This window comes from Pseudoalteromonas tetraodonis (assembly GCF_002310835.1).
In the GTDB taxonomy this organism is placed as follows: Bacteria; Pseudomonadota; Gammaproteobacteria; order Enterobacterales; family Alteromonadaceae; genus Pseudoalteromonas; species Pseudoalteromonas tetraodonis.
The window spans coordinates 988,519-1,007,292 of sequence record NZ_CP011041.1 but is presented as its reverse complement, the minus strand read 5'-3'; the positions used below and the strand labels follow the sequence as shown (position 1 = coordinate 1,007,292).

At 41.4% G+C, this 18,774-nt stretch carries 18 protein-coding genes, 1 pseudogene and 1 riboswitch; of the genes and pseudogenes, 1 reads left to right on the top strand and 18 read right to left on the bottom strand.

Annotated elements, in window-relative coordinates; all coding sequences use genetic code 11:
• Nucleotides 1-33: 33 nt before the first annotated feature.
• Entirely contained in the window at nucleotides 34-747 is a 714-nt protein-coding gene (locus tag PTET_RS04740; protein WP_013464411.1) for a DUF1499 domain-containing protein, read from the bottom strand.
• A gap of 192 nt (nucleotides 748-939) precedes the next feature.
• Between PTET_RS04740 and PTET_RS04735 the strand changes: the two genes are divergently transcribed.
• Nucleotides 940-1,161, top strand: a complete 222-nt coding sequence (locus PTET_RS04735) for a hypothetical protein (protein ID WP_008108632.1) — start codon at nucleotides 940-942, stop codon at nucleotides 1,159-1,161.
• Between the two features lie 76 nt (nucleotides 1,162-1,237).
• Here the strand turns inward: PTET_RS04735 and PTET_RS04730 are convergent.
• The 17 genes and pseudogenes from PTET_RS04730 to PTET_RS04650 form a co-directional block, all read right to left on the bottom strand.
• A pseudogene (locus PTET_RS04730) lies at nucleotides 1,238-2,189 on the bottom strand (sensor histidine kinase).
• A complete protein-coding gene (locus PTET_RS04725; RefSeq protein WP_013464409.1) occupies nucleotides 2,182-2,733 on the bottom strand; it encodes a heme NO-binding domain-containing protein in 552 nt (183 codons plus the stop codon). Before PTET_RS04725 ends, PTET_RS04730 begins: the two are co-directional and overlap by 8 nt.
• 220 nt (nucleotides 2,734-2,953) lie before the next feature.
• Nucleotides 2,954-5,380, bottom strand: coding sequence for an ATP-dependent helicase HrpB (gene hrpB / locus PTET_RS04720; RefSeq protein WP_096038293.1), 2,427 nt, complete (start codon nucleotides 5,378-5,380; stop codon nucleotides 2,954-2,956).
• A 48-nt stretch (nucleotides 5,381-5,428) separates the two neighbouring features.
• On the bottom strand, nucleotides 5,429-5,845 hold the full coding sequence (locus PTET_RS04715) for a hypothetical protein (protein ID WP_013464407.1): 417 nt from the start codon (nucleotides 5,843-5,845) through the stop codon (nucleotides 5,429-5,431).
• Nucleotides 5,838-7,187: a FliI/YscN family ATPase gene (locus PTET_RS04710; protein WP_096038292.1), complete on the bottom strand. Its 1,350-nt coding sequence runs from the start codon at nucleotides 7,185-7,187 to the stop codon at nucleotides 5,838-5,840. Before PTET_RS04710 ends, PTET_RS04715 begins: the two co-directional genes overlap by 8 nt.
• Nucleotides 7,180-7,812, bottom strand: a complete 633-nt coding sequence (locus tag PTET_RS04705; protein ID WP_013464405.1) for a FliH/SctL family protein — start codon at nucleotides 7,810-7,812, stop codon at nucleotides 7,180-7,182. The genes PTET_RS04710 and PTET_RS04705 overlap by 8 nt, the downstream gene beginning before the upstream one ends.
• Nucleotides 7,813-7,814: 2 nt before the next feature.
• Nucleotides 7,815-8,834: a FliG C-terminal domain-containing protein gene (locus tag PTET_RS04700; RefSeq protein WP_028835449.1), complete on the bottom strand. Its 1,020-nt coding sequence runs from the start codon at nucleotides 8,832-8,834 to the stop codon at nucleotides 7,815-7,817.
• The gene (gene fliF / locus PTET_RS04695; RefSeq protein ID WP_096038291.1) at nucleotides 8,815-10,542 is read right to left on the bottom strand and encodes a flagellar basal-body MS-ring/collar protein FliF; all 1,728 of its coding nucleotides are present in this window, start codon (nucleotides 10,540-10,542) and stop codon (nucleotides 8,815-8,817) included. Before fliF ends, PTET_RS04700 begins: the two co-directional genes overlap by 20 nt.
• A gap of 8 nt (nucleotides 10,543-10,550) precedes the next feature.
• On the bottom strand, nucleotides 10,551-10,874 hold the full coding sequence (locus tag PTET_RS04690; protein ID WP_096038290.1) for a flagellar hook-basal body complex protein FliE: 324 nt from the start codon (nucleotides 10,872-10,874) through the stop codon (nucleotides 10,551-10,553).
• A 17-nt stretch (nucleotides 10,875-10,891) separates the two neighbouring features.
• Nucleotides 10,892-12,205 (bottom strand): sigma-54-dependent transcriptional regulator, encoded by a 1,314-nt coding sequence (locus tag PTET_RS04685; protein ID WP_096038289.1) that lies wholly within the window; start codon nucleotides 12,203-12,205, stop codon nucleotides 10,892-10,894.
• A 20-nt stretch (nucleotides 12,206-12,225) separates the two neighbouring features.
• Complete coding sequence (locus tag PTET_RS04680) at nucleotides 12,226-13,098, bottom strand: OmpA family protein (protein ID WP_096038906.1); 873 nt, start codon at nucleotides 13,096-13,098, stop codon at nucleotides 12,226-12,228.
• Nucleotides 13,099-13,193: 95 nt separating this feature from the next.
• Nucleotides 13,194-13,276: riboswitch (cyclic di-GMP riboswitch) on the bottom strand.
• Nucleotides 13,277-13,415: 139 nt separating this feature from the next.
• Nucleotides 13,416-15,491, bottom strand: a complete 2,076-nt coding sequence (gene flhA / locus PTET_RS04675; RefSeq protein ID WP_096038288.1) for a flagellar biosynthesis protein FlhA — start codon at nucleotides 15,489-15,491, stop codon at nucleotides 13,416-13,418.
• A gap of 16 nt (nucleotides 15,492-15,507) precedes the next feature.
• Nucleotides 15,508-16,638: a flagellar biosynthesis protein FlhB gene (gene flhB / locus PTET_RS04670; RefSeq protein WP_096038287.1), complete on the bottom strand. Its 1,131-nt coding sequence runs from the start codon at nucleotides 16,636-16,638 to the stop codon at nucleotides 15,508-15,510.
• Between the two features lie 4 nt (nucleotides 16,639-16,642).
• A complete protein-coding gene (gene fliR, locus PTET_RS04665) occupies nucleotides 16,643-17,422 on the bottom strand; it encodes a flagellar biosynthetic protein FliR (RefSeq protein ID WP_028835454.1) in 780 nt (259 codons plus the stop codon).
• Nucleotides 17,419-17,688 (bottom strand): flagellar biosynthetic protein FliQ, encoded by a 270-nt coding sequence (locus PTET_RS04660; RefSeq protein WP_013464397.1) that lies wholly within the window; start codon nucleotides 17,686-17,688, stop codon nucleotides 17,419-17,421. The genes fliR and PTET_RS04660 overlap by 4 nt, the downstream gene beginning before the upstream one ends.
• Complete coding sequence (gene fliP / locus PTET_RS04655) at nucleotides 17,685-18,437, bottom strand: flagellar type III secretion system pore protein FliP (RefSeq protein ID WP_013464396.1); 753 nt, start codon at nucleotides 18,435-18,437, stop codon at nucleotides 17,685-17,687. The genes PTET_RS04660 and fliP overlap by 4 nt, the downstream gene beginning before the upstream one ends.
• Before the next feature lie 4 nt (nucleotides 18,438-18,441).
• Nucleotides 18,442-18,774 carry a FliM/FliN family flagellar motor switch protein gene (locus PTET_RS04650; RefSeq protein ID WP_013464395.1) on the bottom strand — a complete coding sequence of 111 codons (333 nt, stop codon included), beginning with the start codon at nucleotides 18,772-18,774 and terminating at the stop codon, nucleotides 18,442-18,444.

The following is an 18,774-nucleotide window of genomic DNA, read 5'->3' as shown; positions in this document are numbered from 1 at the left end:
CCATAAAGTGCAGGGCTGTTTATTAGTATTCAATTATTCCACAACAACGGCATTTAACTCGTCAATCAGTGTTTTAATACGCTGTGCATTTTTACCTAAATCACTTTTACCAATGCGTGATTTACTACGTATGTCGACCACACGCTTACTGCCTTTATCGTTAATACGAACCACAACATCGTCTTTAAAGCCAAACCAGGTCGTGGTGTCTGTTGCTTCAACAATGCCATTATTAACATCACTATTAACCAGTTCCCAGCCTAAGTTTTCCATGGCTTTAGTAATTGCTGCCACCAGCTCTGTTTGGGTTTGGTTGTACTCGAGCGGTTTTAGTTCTGGGTACGCTTCACGTTGCTGCGCTGCCGTTTCTTCACCCGCGTAAGCAACAGGGTTAGGTGCATCAGCACGCAAAGGCACAACCGCAACAAACTTAGGTGGGTTAATTAAATCGGTAGAAATATCATGAATTGGCGGAACACTTTTTGCTGTATTCATCATGTTAATCGGCATTGCAATCGCAACAGCTGCAAAAATAACCGTGACCACTGCACTGGTTAGGCTCACTGTTTTACGCATGAATAGCACTTGAACTAATAATAAGGCTAATGCTGCCCCACCAACATAAACGCCTAATCTAAAACCAGCAAAGGCAGTACCTAGTTCAACAATATTAAATTTATAAAGAGGTCCCGGTAGTACCACCATTAAAAAAGCGATAAGCCCAACTAAGGTCACTAAATGTTTCATTGCCTACTCCGTTATTGTTATATGATTATTGTTTTTTAAACAAGCTTTATACTGTTAACACTCCAATTTAGATTACTATGACCGATAAGTATCTATAAAGTCATAATTTATTGCCCTTTTAAAGTTGATAACTTGACTCCTTGGTAAAAATCAACAAACTACGGGGGTAAAATTATCAGGGTATTATTATTTATGAAAACAGAGATTAGTTATCGGTTTGAGTCATCACAAGTAGCCAACCGCTTTTTACACGAATTAAAAGATTGGCCAGTCAATGACGTAAAAACACGTCTTTTTAATGGCGGCGACAGCGTTAAAGTAAGCTACGAATATGATGAAAGCGGATTTGATTATACGGTTGCCGAACTTGATGATTTAGCCGAGCAACACGGCGGACAAGAAGTATCGAGTTAAGATACTTATACCTACGCTCAATAGCCACAACACACTTTGTAGCCATGCCTGCATTGTAAACTTTAAGCTTACAAAGTTATGTAGCAATAGGTATTACACAACGTATTAAAGACCCCATACCCACTTTACTTTCAACCTCTATAGTGCCATTGTGCTCTTTAAGTACATTGTAAACTATAGCCATCCCCATACCAGTGCCTTGGCCTACGGGTTTAGTGGTAAAGAAGGGATCGAACATTTGTTTAATGTGTATCAGCGTCCATTCCACAGCCGTTATCTGCCACCTCTATGTAAATATTGTTTTCATTGGCAAACAGCTTAACACTTATTTTTCCTTGCTGATCGCGCAAATCGTCGCAGGCGTGTTTGGCATTAATTAATAAGTTTACAAACACTTGTTTCATCGATGATATATTACACCGTGTTAGAGGTAACTTTTCAATGTGTAACTCTATAGCACATGTCCCTAGCTGGTTGTCGAGTAGTTTTAGTGTGCTATTGAGTGATTCTGTAATATCTGCCATTGCAGTTACGTTGTCTTTTAGGCTTGCAAAGTCAACAAGGTTATTAACAATATGAGCGATACGTTCTAATCCCTCTTGGGTATCATCAACTAAGTCATCAATATCGTCCACAATAAAGCTTAAATCGTTCTCTTGATTGAGCTGAACTAAAATAGACTCTAACTGCGATACTGAAATCGATTTATCTACAAATTGTTGAGCCGCCGTCATTAACGAAACCAACACGGGCTTTATAAATTTTATACTTTCTACATTGCTGGTTATGTAAGCAAGCGGGTTATTTATTTCGTGGGCCATCCCAGCAGAGAGTGTCCCTAGCGTGGCCATTTTTTCACTTTGCATTAAGGTTATTTGTTGGTTTTTGACCGTTTCGAGCTTTTCTTCCAGCTCTTGATTAACAATAAACAATGCCCGTGTTTTGTCTTCTAGTAGGGTTTCTAATTGATCTCTGGCTGATTTTTCGCGCAAATACGCTTTTTTATAATTGTAGTCGTCTTCAGCCATGGGGAGTCTCATATTTTATTTCAATTAAACACGAATCAAACCCATCATGCATACACTGGGCATGATTAAGTTTAGCATCAACCCCATAATGAGCCGCAGCACCAAAAATAAGCCCTTCGGCGCACATACAAAGCTGTCGCTTAGAGTTGTAACGCATTAAAATAAACCCGTCTTCAATAATTTGGGCGTCAATTTCAGGTAAATTAGGCTCATGATAAAGCTTAGCTACTTCAACATGAATTACTTTATCAATACCAATAATGAGATCAGCAAAACAATTAAAGTTAGCAACAATGCTTGGATGACGTGCCTTTAAGTGAGAAAATAAATACTCACCAAAGGCCTTTAATACCTCTGGCATAGACATAGAAAGTGCAGTTGCTACATCTTGTGCTAAACCAACTATTTCTTCATCTGGATAACTTTCTGCAGAAATATAAACACGACCCTCCGGTGCATTTTTTTCAAGTAAGTCGTCCCATGCTGCCATGCCACATTTTTCAATAACCAGTGCCTCAAGCCCTCTAAAGATAACGCCTTTCATGCATGTTCCCTCTATTATCACTTTTAGATTGTTAGCTGCATCTTCAATTAGTTACAAACGCTCGCTACCTTACGGCTCATATGTACACTAGGGTAATAAGTCTTACCCAGTAAAATATCAGCATTAAAGTAATAATAGTTTAGTCGCTTGTAAAACGCCCAAAAATGTTCGTTATTTGTATCGTCAACGTTTAACATTAAGTGACATTAAGGAAGCGTGATCACATTCTGCTTTTTACTCTATTGGTGGCAACGCTATTGGCAGGGTCGTCTGGCCAAAAGTGCTTGGGGTAGCGCCCTTTCATCTCTTTTTGTACCTCGCGGTAACTACTATTCCAAAAATGTGCTAAGTCTTGGGTTAACTGTAGTGAACGCTTGCCTGGCGATAACAACTCCATTAGCAATGCTAATTTACCGTTAGCTAACATAGGTGTACTGGTTAAACCATATACCTCTTGCATGCGCACACTAAGCTTGGCAGGTCCATCAAGTTGGTATTCAATTTTTATGTTAGAGCCACTTGGTACTGTTAGTCGCAGTGGGAGTAAAGATTTTAGCTCGCTTTGCTGTTGCCAATTAAAACAGTTTTGTAGTGCCTCAAAATAATTAAACTTTTTAAGTTGCTCAAGGGTTTTAATATCTTCAAGGTATACCCCTAACCAATCACCTGCTGTTTCAATGAGCTGCTGCTGATTAATAACAGGAAACTGTTCTGGCATCAATTTGCTGGCTAGGCACATTCTAATAAGTAACTGCTCACTTTCTTTTTGCTCGTTAAACAGTGAAAAGCCCTGTTTGGCAAACACACTAAGCCATGCCTTGGTGCGCTCTGTTTTATCAAGCTTATGTTTACTTGGTTGGCTACTAAGGGTAATTTCCCCAAGTTTTACTTCATCTTGATGAATAAACCGAGCAGCTTTTTCATCAAACTCGCAGCGGATCAACTCAGTGAATAAATGCGGTAAATACTCTTTAAGCGCTACTGGATTTAGCGCCGTGGCCGCAAAAACTCGCCCGCCTTTGTGTCCGCCCATACTGGCAATAGCTATATATTCGTCATTATGCCAGTAGTCAGGGTTTAGCTCGGCCCCTGCGCCATTAGCAAGTAAGTAGCCATTACCGCGTTTTTTAGCGATGCGATCTGGGTAGGCAAGCGACACTAATAAGCTTAAATGATCGGTGTTTAAATCTGTTTTGCTGTCGGTAAATTTTAAGCGTTTTAACCAATAATTTAATTGTTGCTTAAACACAGGATGCGGACGCTGCTGTTGACTATGCAGTGCTAGGTTGAGCTCATTGGCAGTACTAACTCGGCTTTCTAGTAAGGCGACTAAATAAATAGCTAAGCGATAAATTCCGCTTAACTGTGGTTCTAGCATTTGCGCTTTTAATAACATATGCGCTAAGCGAATATCGGCACCAAAGCCCAACATTTTACTACCCAGCGTGGTGAGCTTACCGTGGCTATCTATAGCTTCAAGCATAGATAATAAATTAGTAGCTTGGCTGCATTGTTGCTCACTCGGCGGGTCAAGTAAGGTGAGTTCACTAATACTTGCACCCCACTGCTTCGCCTCTAGCATCAGTTGGCTAATATCTGAGGTAAGAATATCAGGGTTATCGTGGCTGTTTCGTCGCTCAAAAGTTTGTTTGGAACCTAACCGATACACAACCCCTGGTTCTATTCGTCCTGCACGCCCTGCGCGTTGTACTGCCGATGAACGCGATATACTTTGAGTCGTCAGCTCAGTGACACCGGTTTTTAAATTAAAGCTGGCTGCACGGCGCTTGCCGCTATCAATCACAATTCGAATGCCTTCAATGGTTAAGCTGGTTTCGGCAACATTGGTGGTCAGTACTACTTTTCGCATCCCTTGAGGCGCAGGTGCTATTGCAGCTTGTTGATTGGCTTTATCTTGCTCACCAAATAAAGTGGCGACTAGGCAGTTACTAGGTAAGTCGCTCAATGCTTGTTGCACGCGCAGTATTTCTCGTTGGCCGGGTAAAAATACCAGCGCACTGCCGGTTTGCTCATTGAGTGCTTGTTTTATAATAGCGGGGATGGCATCAAGCCAGCGGCTTTCATCTTTTATTGGGCAATATATTTCGTCAATCGGGTAACTTCGCCCGCTTGACTGAATAACTGGGCAATTAAAAAATGCGGTATAACGATCGCTATCGAGGGTGGCCGACATCAGCATAATGGTTAAGTCTTCACGTAGCGCCGCTTGCGATTCTAAAGCAAAAGCCAGCGCGGTATCTGCTGCGATAGAGCGCTCATGAAACTCATCAAAAATCAGTAAATCAACATCACTGAGCTCAGGGTCATTTTGTAACATGCGTGTCAGCATGCCTTCGGTGACTATTTCAAGGCGCGTGTTCGCACTTACTTTACTCTCACCTCGCACCCGTAAACCAACACTTTGTCCAAGGGATTCGTTTTGGCAATGCGCTAAATAATTGGCAATATTACGTGCAGCTAAGCGCCGAGGCTCCAACATCACTATGTGTTTATAATGCCCATCGCGCATAAGCTGTAATGGCAACCACGTTGATTTACCTGCACCAGGCGGCGCTTGCAGTAAGGTGATTGGGTTGGCTTTTAATGCATCAATGAGTGAGTTATATATTTCTTGAACCGGCAGCACGCTATTTACCCTAAATTACTTTGCCGCCATTGTAGCAAAAATTAGCAGTTATTTATGTAGGGTACGACTATGTGCTTGGCTGATCATTTCATCTAAAACTTTAGCTTCTTGTTGCTGCGCTTTATTTTGATCAGCACGATGCCTATTACTCACTATTCCTTCTATGCCTTTGGTGAAGCTCATTTGCTTAAAACAAGCTTGCTGTTGACGTAATTCATCTTGCTGTGAATCATTAATCCGCGCTTGTTGCTGCGCTGACAAACCAGACAAAATGCGTTTCATCCCTGATAAATTTTGTAAGCTTATCGCTGAGCTCATTTGCTGGTTTTTATCCATACTGTTTATGTGCTGCTGTAGCTGCAATAGTCGCTGCTGCTCTAAGTTACTTCTTTGTTGTAATTGAGTTTGCTCGGCCAGCATTTTATCTAATTTTTGTTGTTGTAATCCTAAAAATTTATTAAGCATTCAGTTCACCCATCACTGCATTTAACTGATTCACTGACTGTGAGAAATCCACTTGTTCGTTCAATCCTTGGCATAAAAATGATTCGATTTTTGGATACAAATTTACCGCACTGTCGAGTTCCGGATCTTTACCTGCCTGATACGCCCCTAAAGGTATAAGCTCATGTACTTGCATATAGCGGCTATAAAGTTTTTTCAATTTATAACAAAAGCTCAATTGCTCATCGCTCACTATATTTGGCATCACTCGACTAATCGATGAACCAATATTAATGGCCGGATAGTGGCCCTTTTCTGCTAAGGTGCGATCCAATACTATATGGCCATCAAGAATTGCTCGGGCGTTATCGGCTATTGGGTCTTGTTGATCGTCGCCTTCAGCCAATACCGTATAAATGGCGGTCATGCTGCCTTTACTTTTTTCACTATTACCGGAGCTTTCAACCAACTGGGTTAATTTACTAAATACCGATGGCGGGTACCCTTTAGATGCGGGCAGCTCGCCTACCGATAGGCCAATTTCACGCTGTGCTTGCGCATAGCGGGTTAATGAGTCCATTAATAGCAATACATTTGAGTTTTTATCTCTAAAATAGGCCGCCAGTTTATGACTAAGCTCGGCGGCTTTAATACGCAATAAGGGAGAATCGTCCGCCGGTGATGCTATTACAATGGCCTTTTTTAGCCCTTCTTTACCTAGGCTTTGCTCAATAAAATCTTTTACTTCCCAACCACGCTCACCGACTAGGCTTACAATAACTACATCGGCCGAGGTAAAACGGGTCATCATGCCAAGTAATTTACTTTTACCCACACCCGAACCTGCAAATAACCCTAACCGCTGGCCTTTACCCACACTAAATAGGCTATTAATAGCGCGAATACCCACATCTAACGGCTCGGTAACGCCTTTGCGCTCCAGTGGCGTTAAAGAATAATCGTTACCCAATTTACAAGCACTCATTGTGCTGTCTTGTTCAAGTGGGCCTAAGTTATCAATGGGTTGCATTTGCGCATCAATTACTCGCCCTAATAGCTTTTCTGAAATAGCCACATGGCTGTTTTTTATAACTGGTCTGACTCGCCCACCAGAATATAAATTTTGTATTTTTTTCAAGGGCATTAAATAGGCTTCATCTTGATTAAAACCCACAACTTCAGCGTCATACCAGTGACCGTCAACACTCTCAACTTGGTACTTTTCGCCCATAGCGAATTGCCCACCCGTCGCGGTAAGTGTTAAACCATTGACTCGTGTTAAACGACCATAGCTTTTAACTAATTCAGGCGGGGTTAGCGCTGTCAGCGCAGATTTTAAACTAGTGTGTAGGGGGTTAGTCATGTGGCTGCGCTTTGAGTATTTCAGGTATCACTTCACCCAGTAAGCTTTGTAGGCGCTCTGAAAAAGAAAACCGATGTGTTTGTTGCTCTGCCACCAATTCAACGTCTCCACTGATCAGAGCCTCATCAAAGTAAATCGGCACCGAAAATTCAGCTAAACGCGCATCATTAAAGCAGTGGCGATCAGCCCCTGAGATCATAACTTTTGTTACTACATCGCGATTGCTAAGCAAGGTAATGGCTTTTTCAATAAGCTGCGCGCGTATTTCGGGGCGTACTTTTAGCTCGCAGTCAATAACGTGCTCTGCTAACTTGTTTATCATCAAGGCAATGTCTTGTTTAAACTCATCATTAAAGTTAAGTAGTTCGTTATTCGCTTTGTCGAATAAAGTGTTAAAACGTTCAATAAGCTGTGTTTTTTGCGCTTCAAGACGCTCAGCAACACGCAACTCTATTTGTTGCTCCATTTGTTGCTCTAATTCGCTTTGCTTATTGGCAGCCCCTTGCGCGAGCCCTTCTTCATAGCCCTGCTGTAAACCAACACGCTGAGCAGCATCTAAACGCTCTTGCAGCGTTTGATGTTGCTCATTTTTATTTAAAGTGGGAAACCTAAATGCTTGACTCATAGCTAGCCTGCAGTCTCTTCTTCAAATAAGCGATATTCAATATCACCTTGTTTACTCATGTCTCTAACTATCGACATAATTTCTTTTCTGGCGGCAATCACTTTGCTCAGTGGTTGTGCACTTAAGCCGTCTATTTGCTGTTGGTACACTTGCGCTAAACGTTTAGGTAGTGCACCTAAAACACGCGCTAAAAACTCACTGTTCACACCCTTTAATGACATCGTCCATAACTCATCAGGAATGTCATTAAGCAACAAGGTTAATGTCTCGTCTGTTTGCTTAATTAAGCTGTCAAAATCGTACATTTTTTCTTGTATTTCATCAGCCACGTTAGTGTTATGTTTTTTCATTAGTTCGATAATTTGGCTCTTATTACCGTTATAACGATTCATAATTTCAACTGCTTTATCGACGCCATTGACCTGCGCGCCAACTTGGCGGCCAACAAATTCAATACACGATTCAAGCGTTAAGCGCACATCATCAATAACGTGTTCACTCACTTCACGAAGACTCGCAATACGATAAAGTAAGTCATCGTGTTTAGATTCTGGAAACAGCACAATAATGGCAGAGGCTTGCTCTGGCGGTAAAAAAGCCAAAAACAGCGCCTGCATTTGCACGTGTTCTTGCTCTAAAAAGCGCACGATAAGTTCAGGCGGGATCCACTCTAAACGACGTAAATCGTCATTCATGGCACCACCATAAATATCATCAAGCATAGTTTTGGCAAGCTTTCTACCGACGGCTTTATCGAGTGCTCGCTCTAAATACACACGCGATGCACCATTGACGCCACTTTCATTGCGGTAGCAATCAAAAAATTCACTCAAGGTGCCTGCAACATCATGTTGAGTAACGTTTGAAATTTTAGCCATACGCTCAGAAATAGCCTGCACTTCACGGCGGCCTAATTTACGAATAACACTGGCGGCGTTTTCCTCGCCCATACTTAGCAATAAAATAGCGGCGCGATCTAACGCCGGTAATTGTGAGCCTTTATCAAGCTTTTCTTGATTCAATTTCAACTCCTTGTTCTACCCAATATTTTATTACCGATGTGACACGCTCGGTTTCTTTATTAGCAAGTAACTGCATGTGCGCTATCTGTTCTTCAAAGTCATTGCCTATTTGCGGTAACGACATATTTTGATGTTCGCTTGCGCCCTCTTTGGCAGTTAAGTTTTCTATTTGCGATTTCGCATTAATGGCTTCATCAAGCGGACTACTTTGTCTTTCTGTTGCAGAGACTGACTTAACCTCATTATCTGTGGTTGCCATGGCGTTGTTTGCGTCGTTACTTTTGCCTTTAATTAAGTGATTAACTAATGGACGCACGCCAAATAAAATCAGCAATAAACTAATTAAAGTGCCAACAATATAACGGGCATACTCTTTAAGCTCTGGCATTTGCCACCACTCAAGGCCTTCACCTGGGGCAAGTATTTTTTGTTCTACAAAGGCAAAGCTAGTTATGTTGAATTGATCGCCGCGTGCGTCGTTAAACCCCGTGGCTTTTTTTACCATTTCACCTAATGAAGCGAGCTTTTCTTCGCTCCAGCCATCAGCAGTACCTGCTACTTGCTCATTAATAAGTACCGATAAGCTCATGTTTTTAATTCGGCCTACTTCAAATTGGGTGTGAGTGACTGAGCGGCCATTTTCAAACTGTCGCTTGCTCTCACTTCGTTGTGAAGTACGCTCGTTGTTTTCATCTTCAGCTTGTTCATTAGGCACTGGTGGCTCATTAGCTAAAGAACCCGGAATGCCCGCCGCCAGCTGATCTAGGGTGCTATCAGATTTAATAAACTCTTGTGTTAATACATTTTGTGGGTCAACCATTTCACGGGTTTCTTCTACCACGCTAAAGTCAACATCACTTGAAACCTGAATTCTAAAATTGCCTTCGCCTAAAATTGGCAACAACATAATAGAGGCACGTTGCTCTATGTTGCGCTCAACTTTTTCGATAAAGGCGAGTTTTTTATCGGTTTCTTTGCCTACTGGGGTGGTATCAAATAAGTCGCCGCTGAGTAGTTTACCGCGCTGATCCACCACCGACACAGAACGAGAATCAAGCCCTGGCACACTGCCAATAATCAGTGCAATAATGGCTTCCACTTGCTCTGGTTTTAGCTCATGCCCTGGGGCTAAATCCACCATTACCGAAGCCGCAGTTTTTTGTTCAGTACGCCCTACAAATAAGCTGCGCTTGGGAACTGCTAGATGCACGCGTGCGTTACGAATACCTTGCATGTTAATAATGGTGCGCGCCAGCTCACCTTCTAAGGCATGCTGGTATTGCATAGATTCGATAAATTGACTGGTGCCCATAGACACTTTATCGCTAATATTTTCAATTCCCTCAGGCATAGAGGCTTTTATTCCTCTGGCCGCAAGCGTAATACGTGCATCCGCCAGCTTTTCTTGAGGAACCAAAATATTGCCGCTATCGGTATCAATGCGAAAAGTGATTTGCTCTTTATCTAAAATCTCTAAAATATTGGCTTTATCGTAGCTTTCTTGGTTACCGTAGAGCGGCACGTAGTTTTTAGCCGATGTCCATAAAATAAGGACTATGGTTGCCGCTACTAATGTCGCTAGTAGAGCAATGGTCGCGACACTTCTGTCACCTGAGCTGCCAAAATTTAATTTATTTGAGAGATTAACCACTCTTTCTTTTAGGTTACTCTCATTTTGCTCAGGTACTTTTGCTAATTCTCCTTTCATATCAGCCTCTACAGTGACATGCGCATGACATCATCAATGCCATTGAGCACTTTATTGCGCATTTCCATTAGCATAGAAAAACTAAGCCCTGCTTTTTGACTGGCAATCATCGCCCCTACTACGTCTTCACTTTCACCGGTATCAACGGCTTTAACCATCTCACCGGCAATATTTTGTTGGGCGTTGATAGAGCGAATAACATGCTTAAAATCTTCACTAATATTTACATTTTGATTACTGATAGCAGCCGGCTCTATACTTTCTGGACCTGCAATTTTGTGCATGTCCATCATTTTGCCCAGCATCATTTGTTGACTTTCAATTGGCGACATTTTATTTTTCCTTCAAATTATGCAATTGCATCAATATCAATACCGCATTCACGCATGGCGGCAATTTTGTATCTTAATGCTCGGGTAGTTACCCCAAGCGCCTTTGCTGTTTGGGTACGATGCCCTTTAAATCGACTCAACAAACTGTATATGTAATCAAATTCTGCCTGCTTTTTATTTTCTTTTAACTGGGTGGCACAATAAGCTGCCGCCGCCGGTGAGCATTGCGGTAAATTTAAGTCTTCAACCTGAATCTCTGCCCCTCTTGCCATCACTAAGGCGCGTTGGATTACGTTTTCAATTTCACGCACATTCCCTGGCCAGTTGTAACAAAGCATCACATCTTCTGCTTGTTTACTAATATGAAACTCAGAGTTGCCATATTTTTTGATAAAGTGATAAGCCAATGGGATGATGTCATCAACACGATCCCGAAGTGCAGGCCAACTAAGTGGTAATACATCTAAACGATAAAATAAGTCTTCACGAAAAGCGCCTTGCTCAACCTGTTCACGCAGTACGCGGTTGGAGGCGGCAATAATGCGTATATCTAAATTGATTTTTTGATGACTACCCAGTCTTTCAACTTCGCGCTCTTGCAATACGCGCAGTAACTTAGCTTGTAAATCGAGCGGTAGCTCAGTAATTTCATCGAGTAAAATAGTACCGCCATTGGCTATTTCAAATTTGCCTGGCTGGGTATTTACAGCGCCGGTAAACGCACCTTTATTAAATCCAAATAACATAGCTTCGAGCATATTTTCTGGGATAGCAGCACAGTTAACTGCAATAAATGGCTTATCTTTGCGATCTGAAGCTTTATGAATAAAGTGCGCGAGCTTCTCTTTACCTGTTCCAGACTCGCCGGTGATTAACACGCCTGCTGAGGTATGTGCAGCGCGGTTGGCTAAACGTAATACTTGCTGTGATTTAGTAGAAACAGCGATTAAATCTTCAAACCCATGCTTCATTGAATCAGTGTTTCTGATTGTTTTTTTAAGCTGTTCAGCAAAGAAAGGTTTTAAGAGATAATCAACAGCGCCACCGGTATTAATTGTTTTTGAAGCAATTTCACTTTGCGATGAATCCACTAAAGTCACAATTTGTGAAGTTGGGCATGTTTTGCGCAGTAATTTTACTAATTCAACCAGCTCGAGTTGTTGAGTATCAGCATCAACAAACACGAGCTCAGGTTTATTAATAAGACAGTGACTAACCGCATCGCTGATGGAGTTTGTATGCAAAAACTTAAAATTTTCGGCAAATACAACTTGCTGAATTTCAGGCGTTGGCTGTTGTTCACTGATCCATAAGAGGTATCTTTGACTCATATAATTCCCTTACGATGCAATTAACTTGAGTGTCTGAAAAGACGAACTAAAACACGGCGATTAGACGATGCGCCCTGCTTTGAATTTTTAATAATGGGGTAGCGTTGACCATGCGCTCTCACTTCTAAAATGTCTTTGGGTAAACCAAATTCAATGAGTCTTGAAGCTACGTCATCCGCTCTTTCTTTTGAAAGCAGCCGATTAGATAGCGGCGAGCCTGTATTATCGGTGTGGCCATCCACAAGTACTTTACTAACGCGATTGTCTAAAGAAATATAACGCACTAAATCCTTTAGAAATTTTAAGTCTTTTTCAGCTGTTACCGTGCGCTGCCCGCTGGCAAACTGTAACTGATGATCACGTGCTTGCTCCCAAGAAAGCGGAGAAAGGTTATTTAAACACTGTTGATAATCTGCAACTATTTCATCGCTATGGGTATTGGTAAACGTTAGGCGCAACTGCTCATCTTTAAAGCTGACTAAAGTGTCTAACCAACCACCTTGCTTAATTAAACGAAGTAAAGCACTTACATCCGCTGAAAATTGCACTTTATTGTCTTCGATATCTGTTGATGTGAAGTTAAGTGGGGTGAGTACTGTATTTGCTGATTGCCAATCGGCTTTGCGTGATGAAACGTGCAAGCGGGTTATTGGCTTATCTTTTAAAAGCCAAGTAAACACAAGTTGTTGCTGCAGTGCTGGCACGGTTTTAACTTCAAGCAACGCATAATTTTCAAAGCGCTGTTGTAGCGAACAAGCGAAAGAATCGCCCTTAACAGTCCAAGTCGAGTTTTCATAACTTTGGACCAGATTTTGTTCTGCAGCCAGCCCTGATTGCGTTAAAAATAATGCACAAGGAAGTGCAAATTTAATAATGTTAGGAAATCCGTTCATGAGTATTCCGTATAAGTTTAGAGAACAATTAAGTTTTTTAAATGAATAGCGAAATACAACAAATACAAACAAGGTATTAATTAATATCACTAAGTTAATGTAACCCCACGATCGTAGCGATTGCCTTAGACTGGAAGCTTTGCGTCCTATGCTTTCGCATAGTTTGCCATTTAATTTACTTATGCATTGTTTTTTACCAACATAAAAACTAGTAACTATGTATAATAAAAACAATAGACTATAGTTAAATAGAATTAATTGCAAATATTACTTACAAAATTCATGCTAAGTTCATTTGATAGATGAAATCTAACTAATTATCCCAACGATCCGAGTATATCAACACGAATGGTATCTGGAATTTCATTATAAGAAAGAACTACTAAGCTGCCTTTAGTAAAGGTTTTGGCGTAACGTGCCAGCAAGGGTCGTAACTGTGGCACCACAATTAATGTAGGTGTTACCCCTCTTGATTTCATATCTTCGACAATCAGTGGCATAGTGCGTTGAAATTGGCCTAGTAAATTAGGGTCAACCGCAAAACTATCCAGTACAACTTTGCCTGCTTGCATCGCTTGGTCGAGTGAGCTTTGTAAGGTACTTTCTAGTTTTTCATCTAAGCTGTAAGCACTGAGTTCATCACGATTACCCATTACCTGTTTTACTAATACTTTTTGCAAAGCACAGCGCACATCTGAAACCAGTAGAATAGGATCTTTAGTTACCTCAACACTGTCAATTAAAGTGCCTGCAATGGTGACAATATCTTTAATGCTAATGTGCTCTTTAAGCAATAAACGAATGACTTTAAGCTGCAAGTTAGTGGGTAAGACTTTTTCGAAGGTTTCCGCTAAGCTAGGTGAAATCTCTTTTAAACGCTCATTGAGTTTTTGTACATCCTCATAACTGAATAGCTCATCTAAATGCTCTTTGATCACCTTACCAGTGTGTGTGGCAATAATGGTGCCTAAATCTACCACTGAGTAGCCCATATTCAACGCTTGGGTTTTGCTGTCATCTTTTATCCATACAGCTTCAAGCCCATAAGCAGGGTCGGTGGTTATTTCACCATCTAGCGAGCCATATACATCCCCGGTATTTAACGCCAGTAACTCTTTGGCATTCACATTGGCACTGGCAACGGGTACACCCGCTAAGTTTACTTTGTATTCTTGTGGATTTAGTTTCAGGTTATCTTTTATTCTGATCTCCGGTAATAAAAACCCAAGTTGTTCAGAGAGATTTTTACGCACACCTCTTAAGGTTTTTACCAGCTCTTCCCCTTTGTCTTTATCTGCTAAATAAACCAAACGAAAGCCAAGCTCAACCGACAGCTTATCAACATGAGAAATATCTCCCCACTCTAAGTGAGCTTGTTGCTCACTTAAAATGGTGTCGGTCATCTGCTCTGCTTCAATTAAAGAGTTATCGGGGAGAGAGCGCTGCAATCGCCAAGCAACATAAAACAATGGCGCAGCAAATGCTAAAAAGGCGACAGTTGGCATCCCAGGCACAATACCAAGCGTGACCATGATTAAAGCGGCGGTAAAAATAACACGCGGAGAGGCAAGTAACTGCTTACCGACCGCTTCACTCACATCACCTTCATCGTTCATTCGCGTAACAATAATTGCAGCAGCAACGGCTAACAGCAACGAGGGGATTTGTGCAACTAAGCCATCACCTATAGTTAATAGGGCAAAACGTTGAAACGCTTCGGCTAAACTTAAACCATGTTGAAAAGCACCTATTGATACACCACCGAGTAGGTTAATCACTAAAATAATTAAACCGGCAATGGCATCACCGCGCACAAACTTTGAGGCACCATCCATAGAGCCATAAAAATCGGCCTCTTGGGCTATGGTGCTACGTCGCTCTTTTGCTTGCTCAGGTCCAATTAATCCGGCATTTAAATCCGCATCAATTGCCATTTGCTTACCAGGCATAGCATCTAAGGTAAAGCGAGCTGCCACCTCAGAAATACGCTCGCCACCTTTGGTAATAACCACAAAGTTAATCACCATTAAAATGACAAACACCACAATACCAACGACGTAGTTACCACCTATAACCACTTCACCAAACGCTTGAATAACGCGACCTGCCACATCGGAGCCTTCATGGCCATGCAGTAATACCACACGTGTTGAGGCAATGTTTAGTGTTAAACGCATCAAGGTGGCGACTAACAAAATAGTCGGAAATACAGAAAAATCGAGCGGCTTTTTAGTAGATACCGCCACTAACAATACAATCACCGACAATACAATGTTAAAAGTGAATAATGCATCTAATAGCCATCCTGGTAATGGCAAAATAACCATCGACAAAACAGCTAACAGCAAAATAGGAATAGCGGTGTAAGGTTGAGTAAAACTGCGCCAGTTCAAATTATAACTCCAACATCTAAGGTTTCTGTAAGTTTTTAGGGATTGTTAATTCAGGTAAGGCTGCGGGTGCTTGCCCACGCCCTTGCTTGTATGCTTTTAGTTGCAATACGTAGGTCAGTACATAGGCAACCGCACTGTATAAGCCGTTAGGCACTTCTTGGTCGACCCGGGTCGAAAAATAAATAGCCCGTGCTAATGCAGGGATTTCTATAATTTCTTTGTTATTCATACGGGCCACTTCGCGTATTCTCAGCGCCATTTCATCCACGCCTTTGGCGACAACATAAGGGGCTTTAGCTGCCTCTTCACTGTACTTTATTGCCACAGCATAATGAGTTGGATTGGTGACAATGACATCGGCAGTGGGAACACGCTCTTCAATTTTTCGGTTTGATTGCTGATATTGTATTTGCCGAATTTTATTTTTTATCTCAGGGCTACCGTCTGAAGATTTACGCTCTTCTTTTACTTCTTGGTGGGTCATTTTTATTTTATCAGCAATCTGTTTTTGCTGAAAAGGCACATCAATAACCGCAATAAAAAGCAGCAAAGTTACCGTGATCATTAATGATAAAAATAACAGCTCAATACCTTGGCCTATCGCCACTTTGATATCTAAGTTTTGTAACATCATCAGCTGCATCCACAGCTTGGTTAAAAAGGTATATAAGCAAATCGCCAGTAAGGTTATTTTTAATATCGATTTAAGCAGCTCAACTAACGACTGTTTACCAAACATTTTGCCTAACCCGGTTAATGGGTTGAGCTTGCTCATTTTTAGTGCGACCAGTTTTTTTGAAAACACAAACCCACCCGGTAAACACCCAGTGATCCACATTGCGCAAAAGCTTAATAATAAAAACGGCGTAAGGGTCGACAGCATATTCATAATGGCGTCACTCAATGCGATGGGCATCATTTTTTTGTTATTTATAATTGTGTGATCCAGCACCATGGTACTGTTCATTAAGTTAACAAATAAGCTGTAAAATAAATTGGCAAACCACAATAGCCCAGCAATACTAACCATTAATAAAATAGCGGTGTTAAGCTCTTTTGAGCGCGCAACTTGGCCGTCTTCTTTGGCTTTTTTTAGCCGTTTTTCTGTGGGTTGTTCTGTTTTTTCTTGCGAGCTATTTTGAGACATATCGCTACCTCATCGCCTGTGCAAAGGTTGTTAGCACATAATACGTTAGCCTTGAAAACGCACTTCCAGTGTACTCTAAGGTCATAAATACACAGAAAAAGCCCATCAACAGCGACATAGGAAAACCCAATACAAAAATATTCAATGACGGCGCTGCTCTACTTGCCACACCAAAGGTTAAGTTAACCAATAACATGGCGACTATTCCTGGTAGCGAAAGCAGTAAAGCAGAGGAGAACATCCACGCAAATAGCATAATGATCGATTGAATATCAAACTCATAAATACTGCGCCCAATCGGAAAACTATGAAAACTCTCCACCATAACTTGTAGAGTTATCAGGTGGCCATCAACAGCAAAAAATAATAAGGCACACATAATCCAAAATAATTGCCCTAACAGGGCAACTTGATTACCGCTGCCTGGGTCCATAACAAGCGCCATCGACAAACCCATTTGCATGGATAAAATCAGCCCTATCATCGCCATCACTTCAAACAAGATGCGCAGTGATAGCCCCATCATCACCCCAAAAATGATTTGTTCGAACGTTAAAATGACCGCATCCAAAGAAAATAAGTCAATAGCAGGGGCTAGCGGTAACTGCGGGGCGACTAAAAAAGCCAACATCATAGACACTAAAATACGAGAGCGCGGCGTTACCGCCGGATTATCAAATACCGGCATAGACCATAAAAGTGCAGAAAAACGCACAAATGGCCACCAAAGCGTGCCCATCCAGCTGACTAAATCAGTAGACGTTAAAGAGAGTAATGAGCTCAACCAAATACCCCAGGTAACATAAATTTGAGCTTATCAAACCAATCAATCAAAATTTGTAGCATCCAATGGCCTGCAAATACCACCATTAACAAGGTTAATAACATACGGGGTAAAAACGTCAGAGTTTGCTCTTGGATAGAAGTAGCACCTTGAATAATGGCGACCACAATACCCAACAATAATCCGGGTACAATAAGCACTAAAATGAGCTTGATGATGGTGTAAACTGCGCTTGAAATAAGCTCTACCGACATTTCTGGGGTCATGGTGACATTCCAAATGTAGCCGCCAGTGTACCCGCTATCATTGACCAGCCATCGGCAAGTACAAACACCATGAGCTTAAACGGTAAACTAATGATCAGCGGCGATAGCATCATCATACCCATAGACATCAATACACTACTGACCACTAAGTCAATAATTAAAAAAGGAATAAACAACATAAAGCCAATTTGAAAAGCGGTAGTAAGCTCACTTAATACAAACGCAGGCATTAACACTTCAAACGGAATTTCTTCGGCGGTGAGTGTCGTTGGCTCATTGGCAATTAGTAGCACTTGGCGCAACTCACTTTCACGGGTTTGTCTGAGCATAAAAGCACGTAAAGGCTTTTCAGCGGTGAGTAAAGCGTCTTCTAATCCTATGGTTTGCTGCTGAAAAGGCGTATACGCGTTTTGATAAATATCTTGCCAAACCGGTCGCATAATCAACATGGTGAGCATCAGTGAGATGCCAATTAAAATTTTATTCGGCGGGCTTTGTTGTAACCCCATTGCTTGGCGTAAAATCGCCAATACAATGATAATCCTCGTAAAAGACGTTAAAACCATTAATAGCGCAGGTAATAAGCTCAATACCGTCATTAACAAAAGTATTTGCAGTTTAACGCTATAGTCTTGTCCGTCGGCCGTATCTTTTAGCGAAAACAGCGTAAGTTCTTCTGCATTTAGCCAGCTTGGTATAAACAACATGATCAACAGTAGGCTAACTTTAAAAATTACGCGTTTATTCATTTTTTTACTGATCCTTTGCGGTATCTGTTTGAGCAAATTTCAAACCATACTGCCCTTCAACCATCACGACTTCTGCTTTAGCAAAAAACACCCCATTCACTTTTACATCAAGCGCTTCGCCGGCTACTTTATCTAGTTTAAGCACGTCGCCTTCTTTGGCTTGGCTAAGCTCGCCTAAGGTAATTTCAGTACTTGCAACTTCAAGAGTCACTAACAAAGGAACGTCTTGAAAAAATGACATACTGCCTTCGTTCGTTTTATTAGCAGATTTATCATCAAATCCATCAAAAGCATCCAGCTCTAAGCCCGCTAAGGCACTATCAAGGTTTTCGTTCAT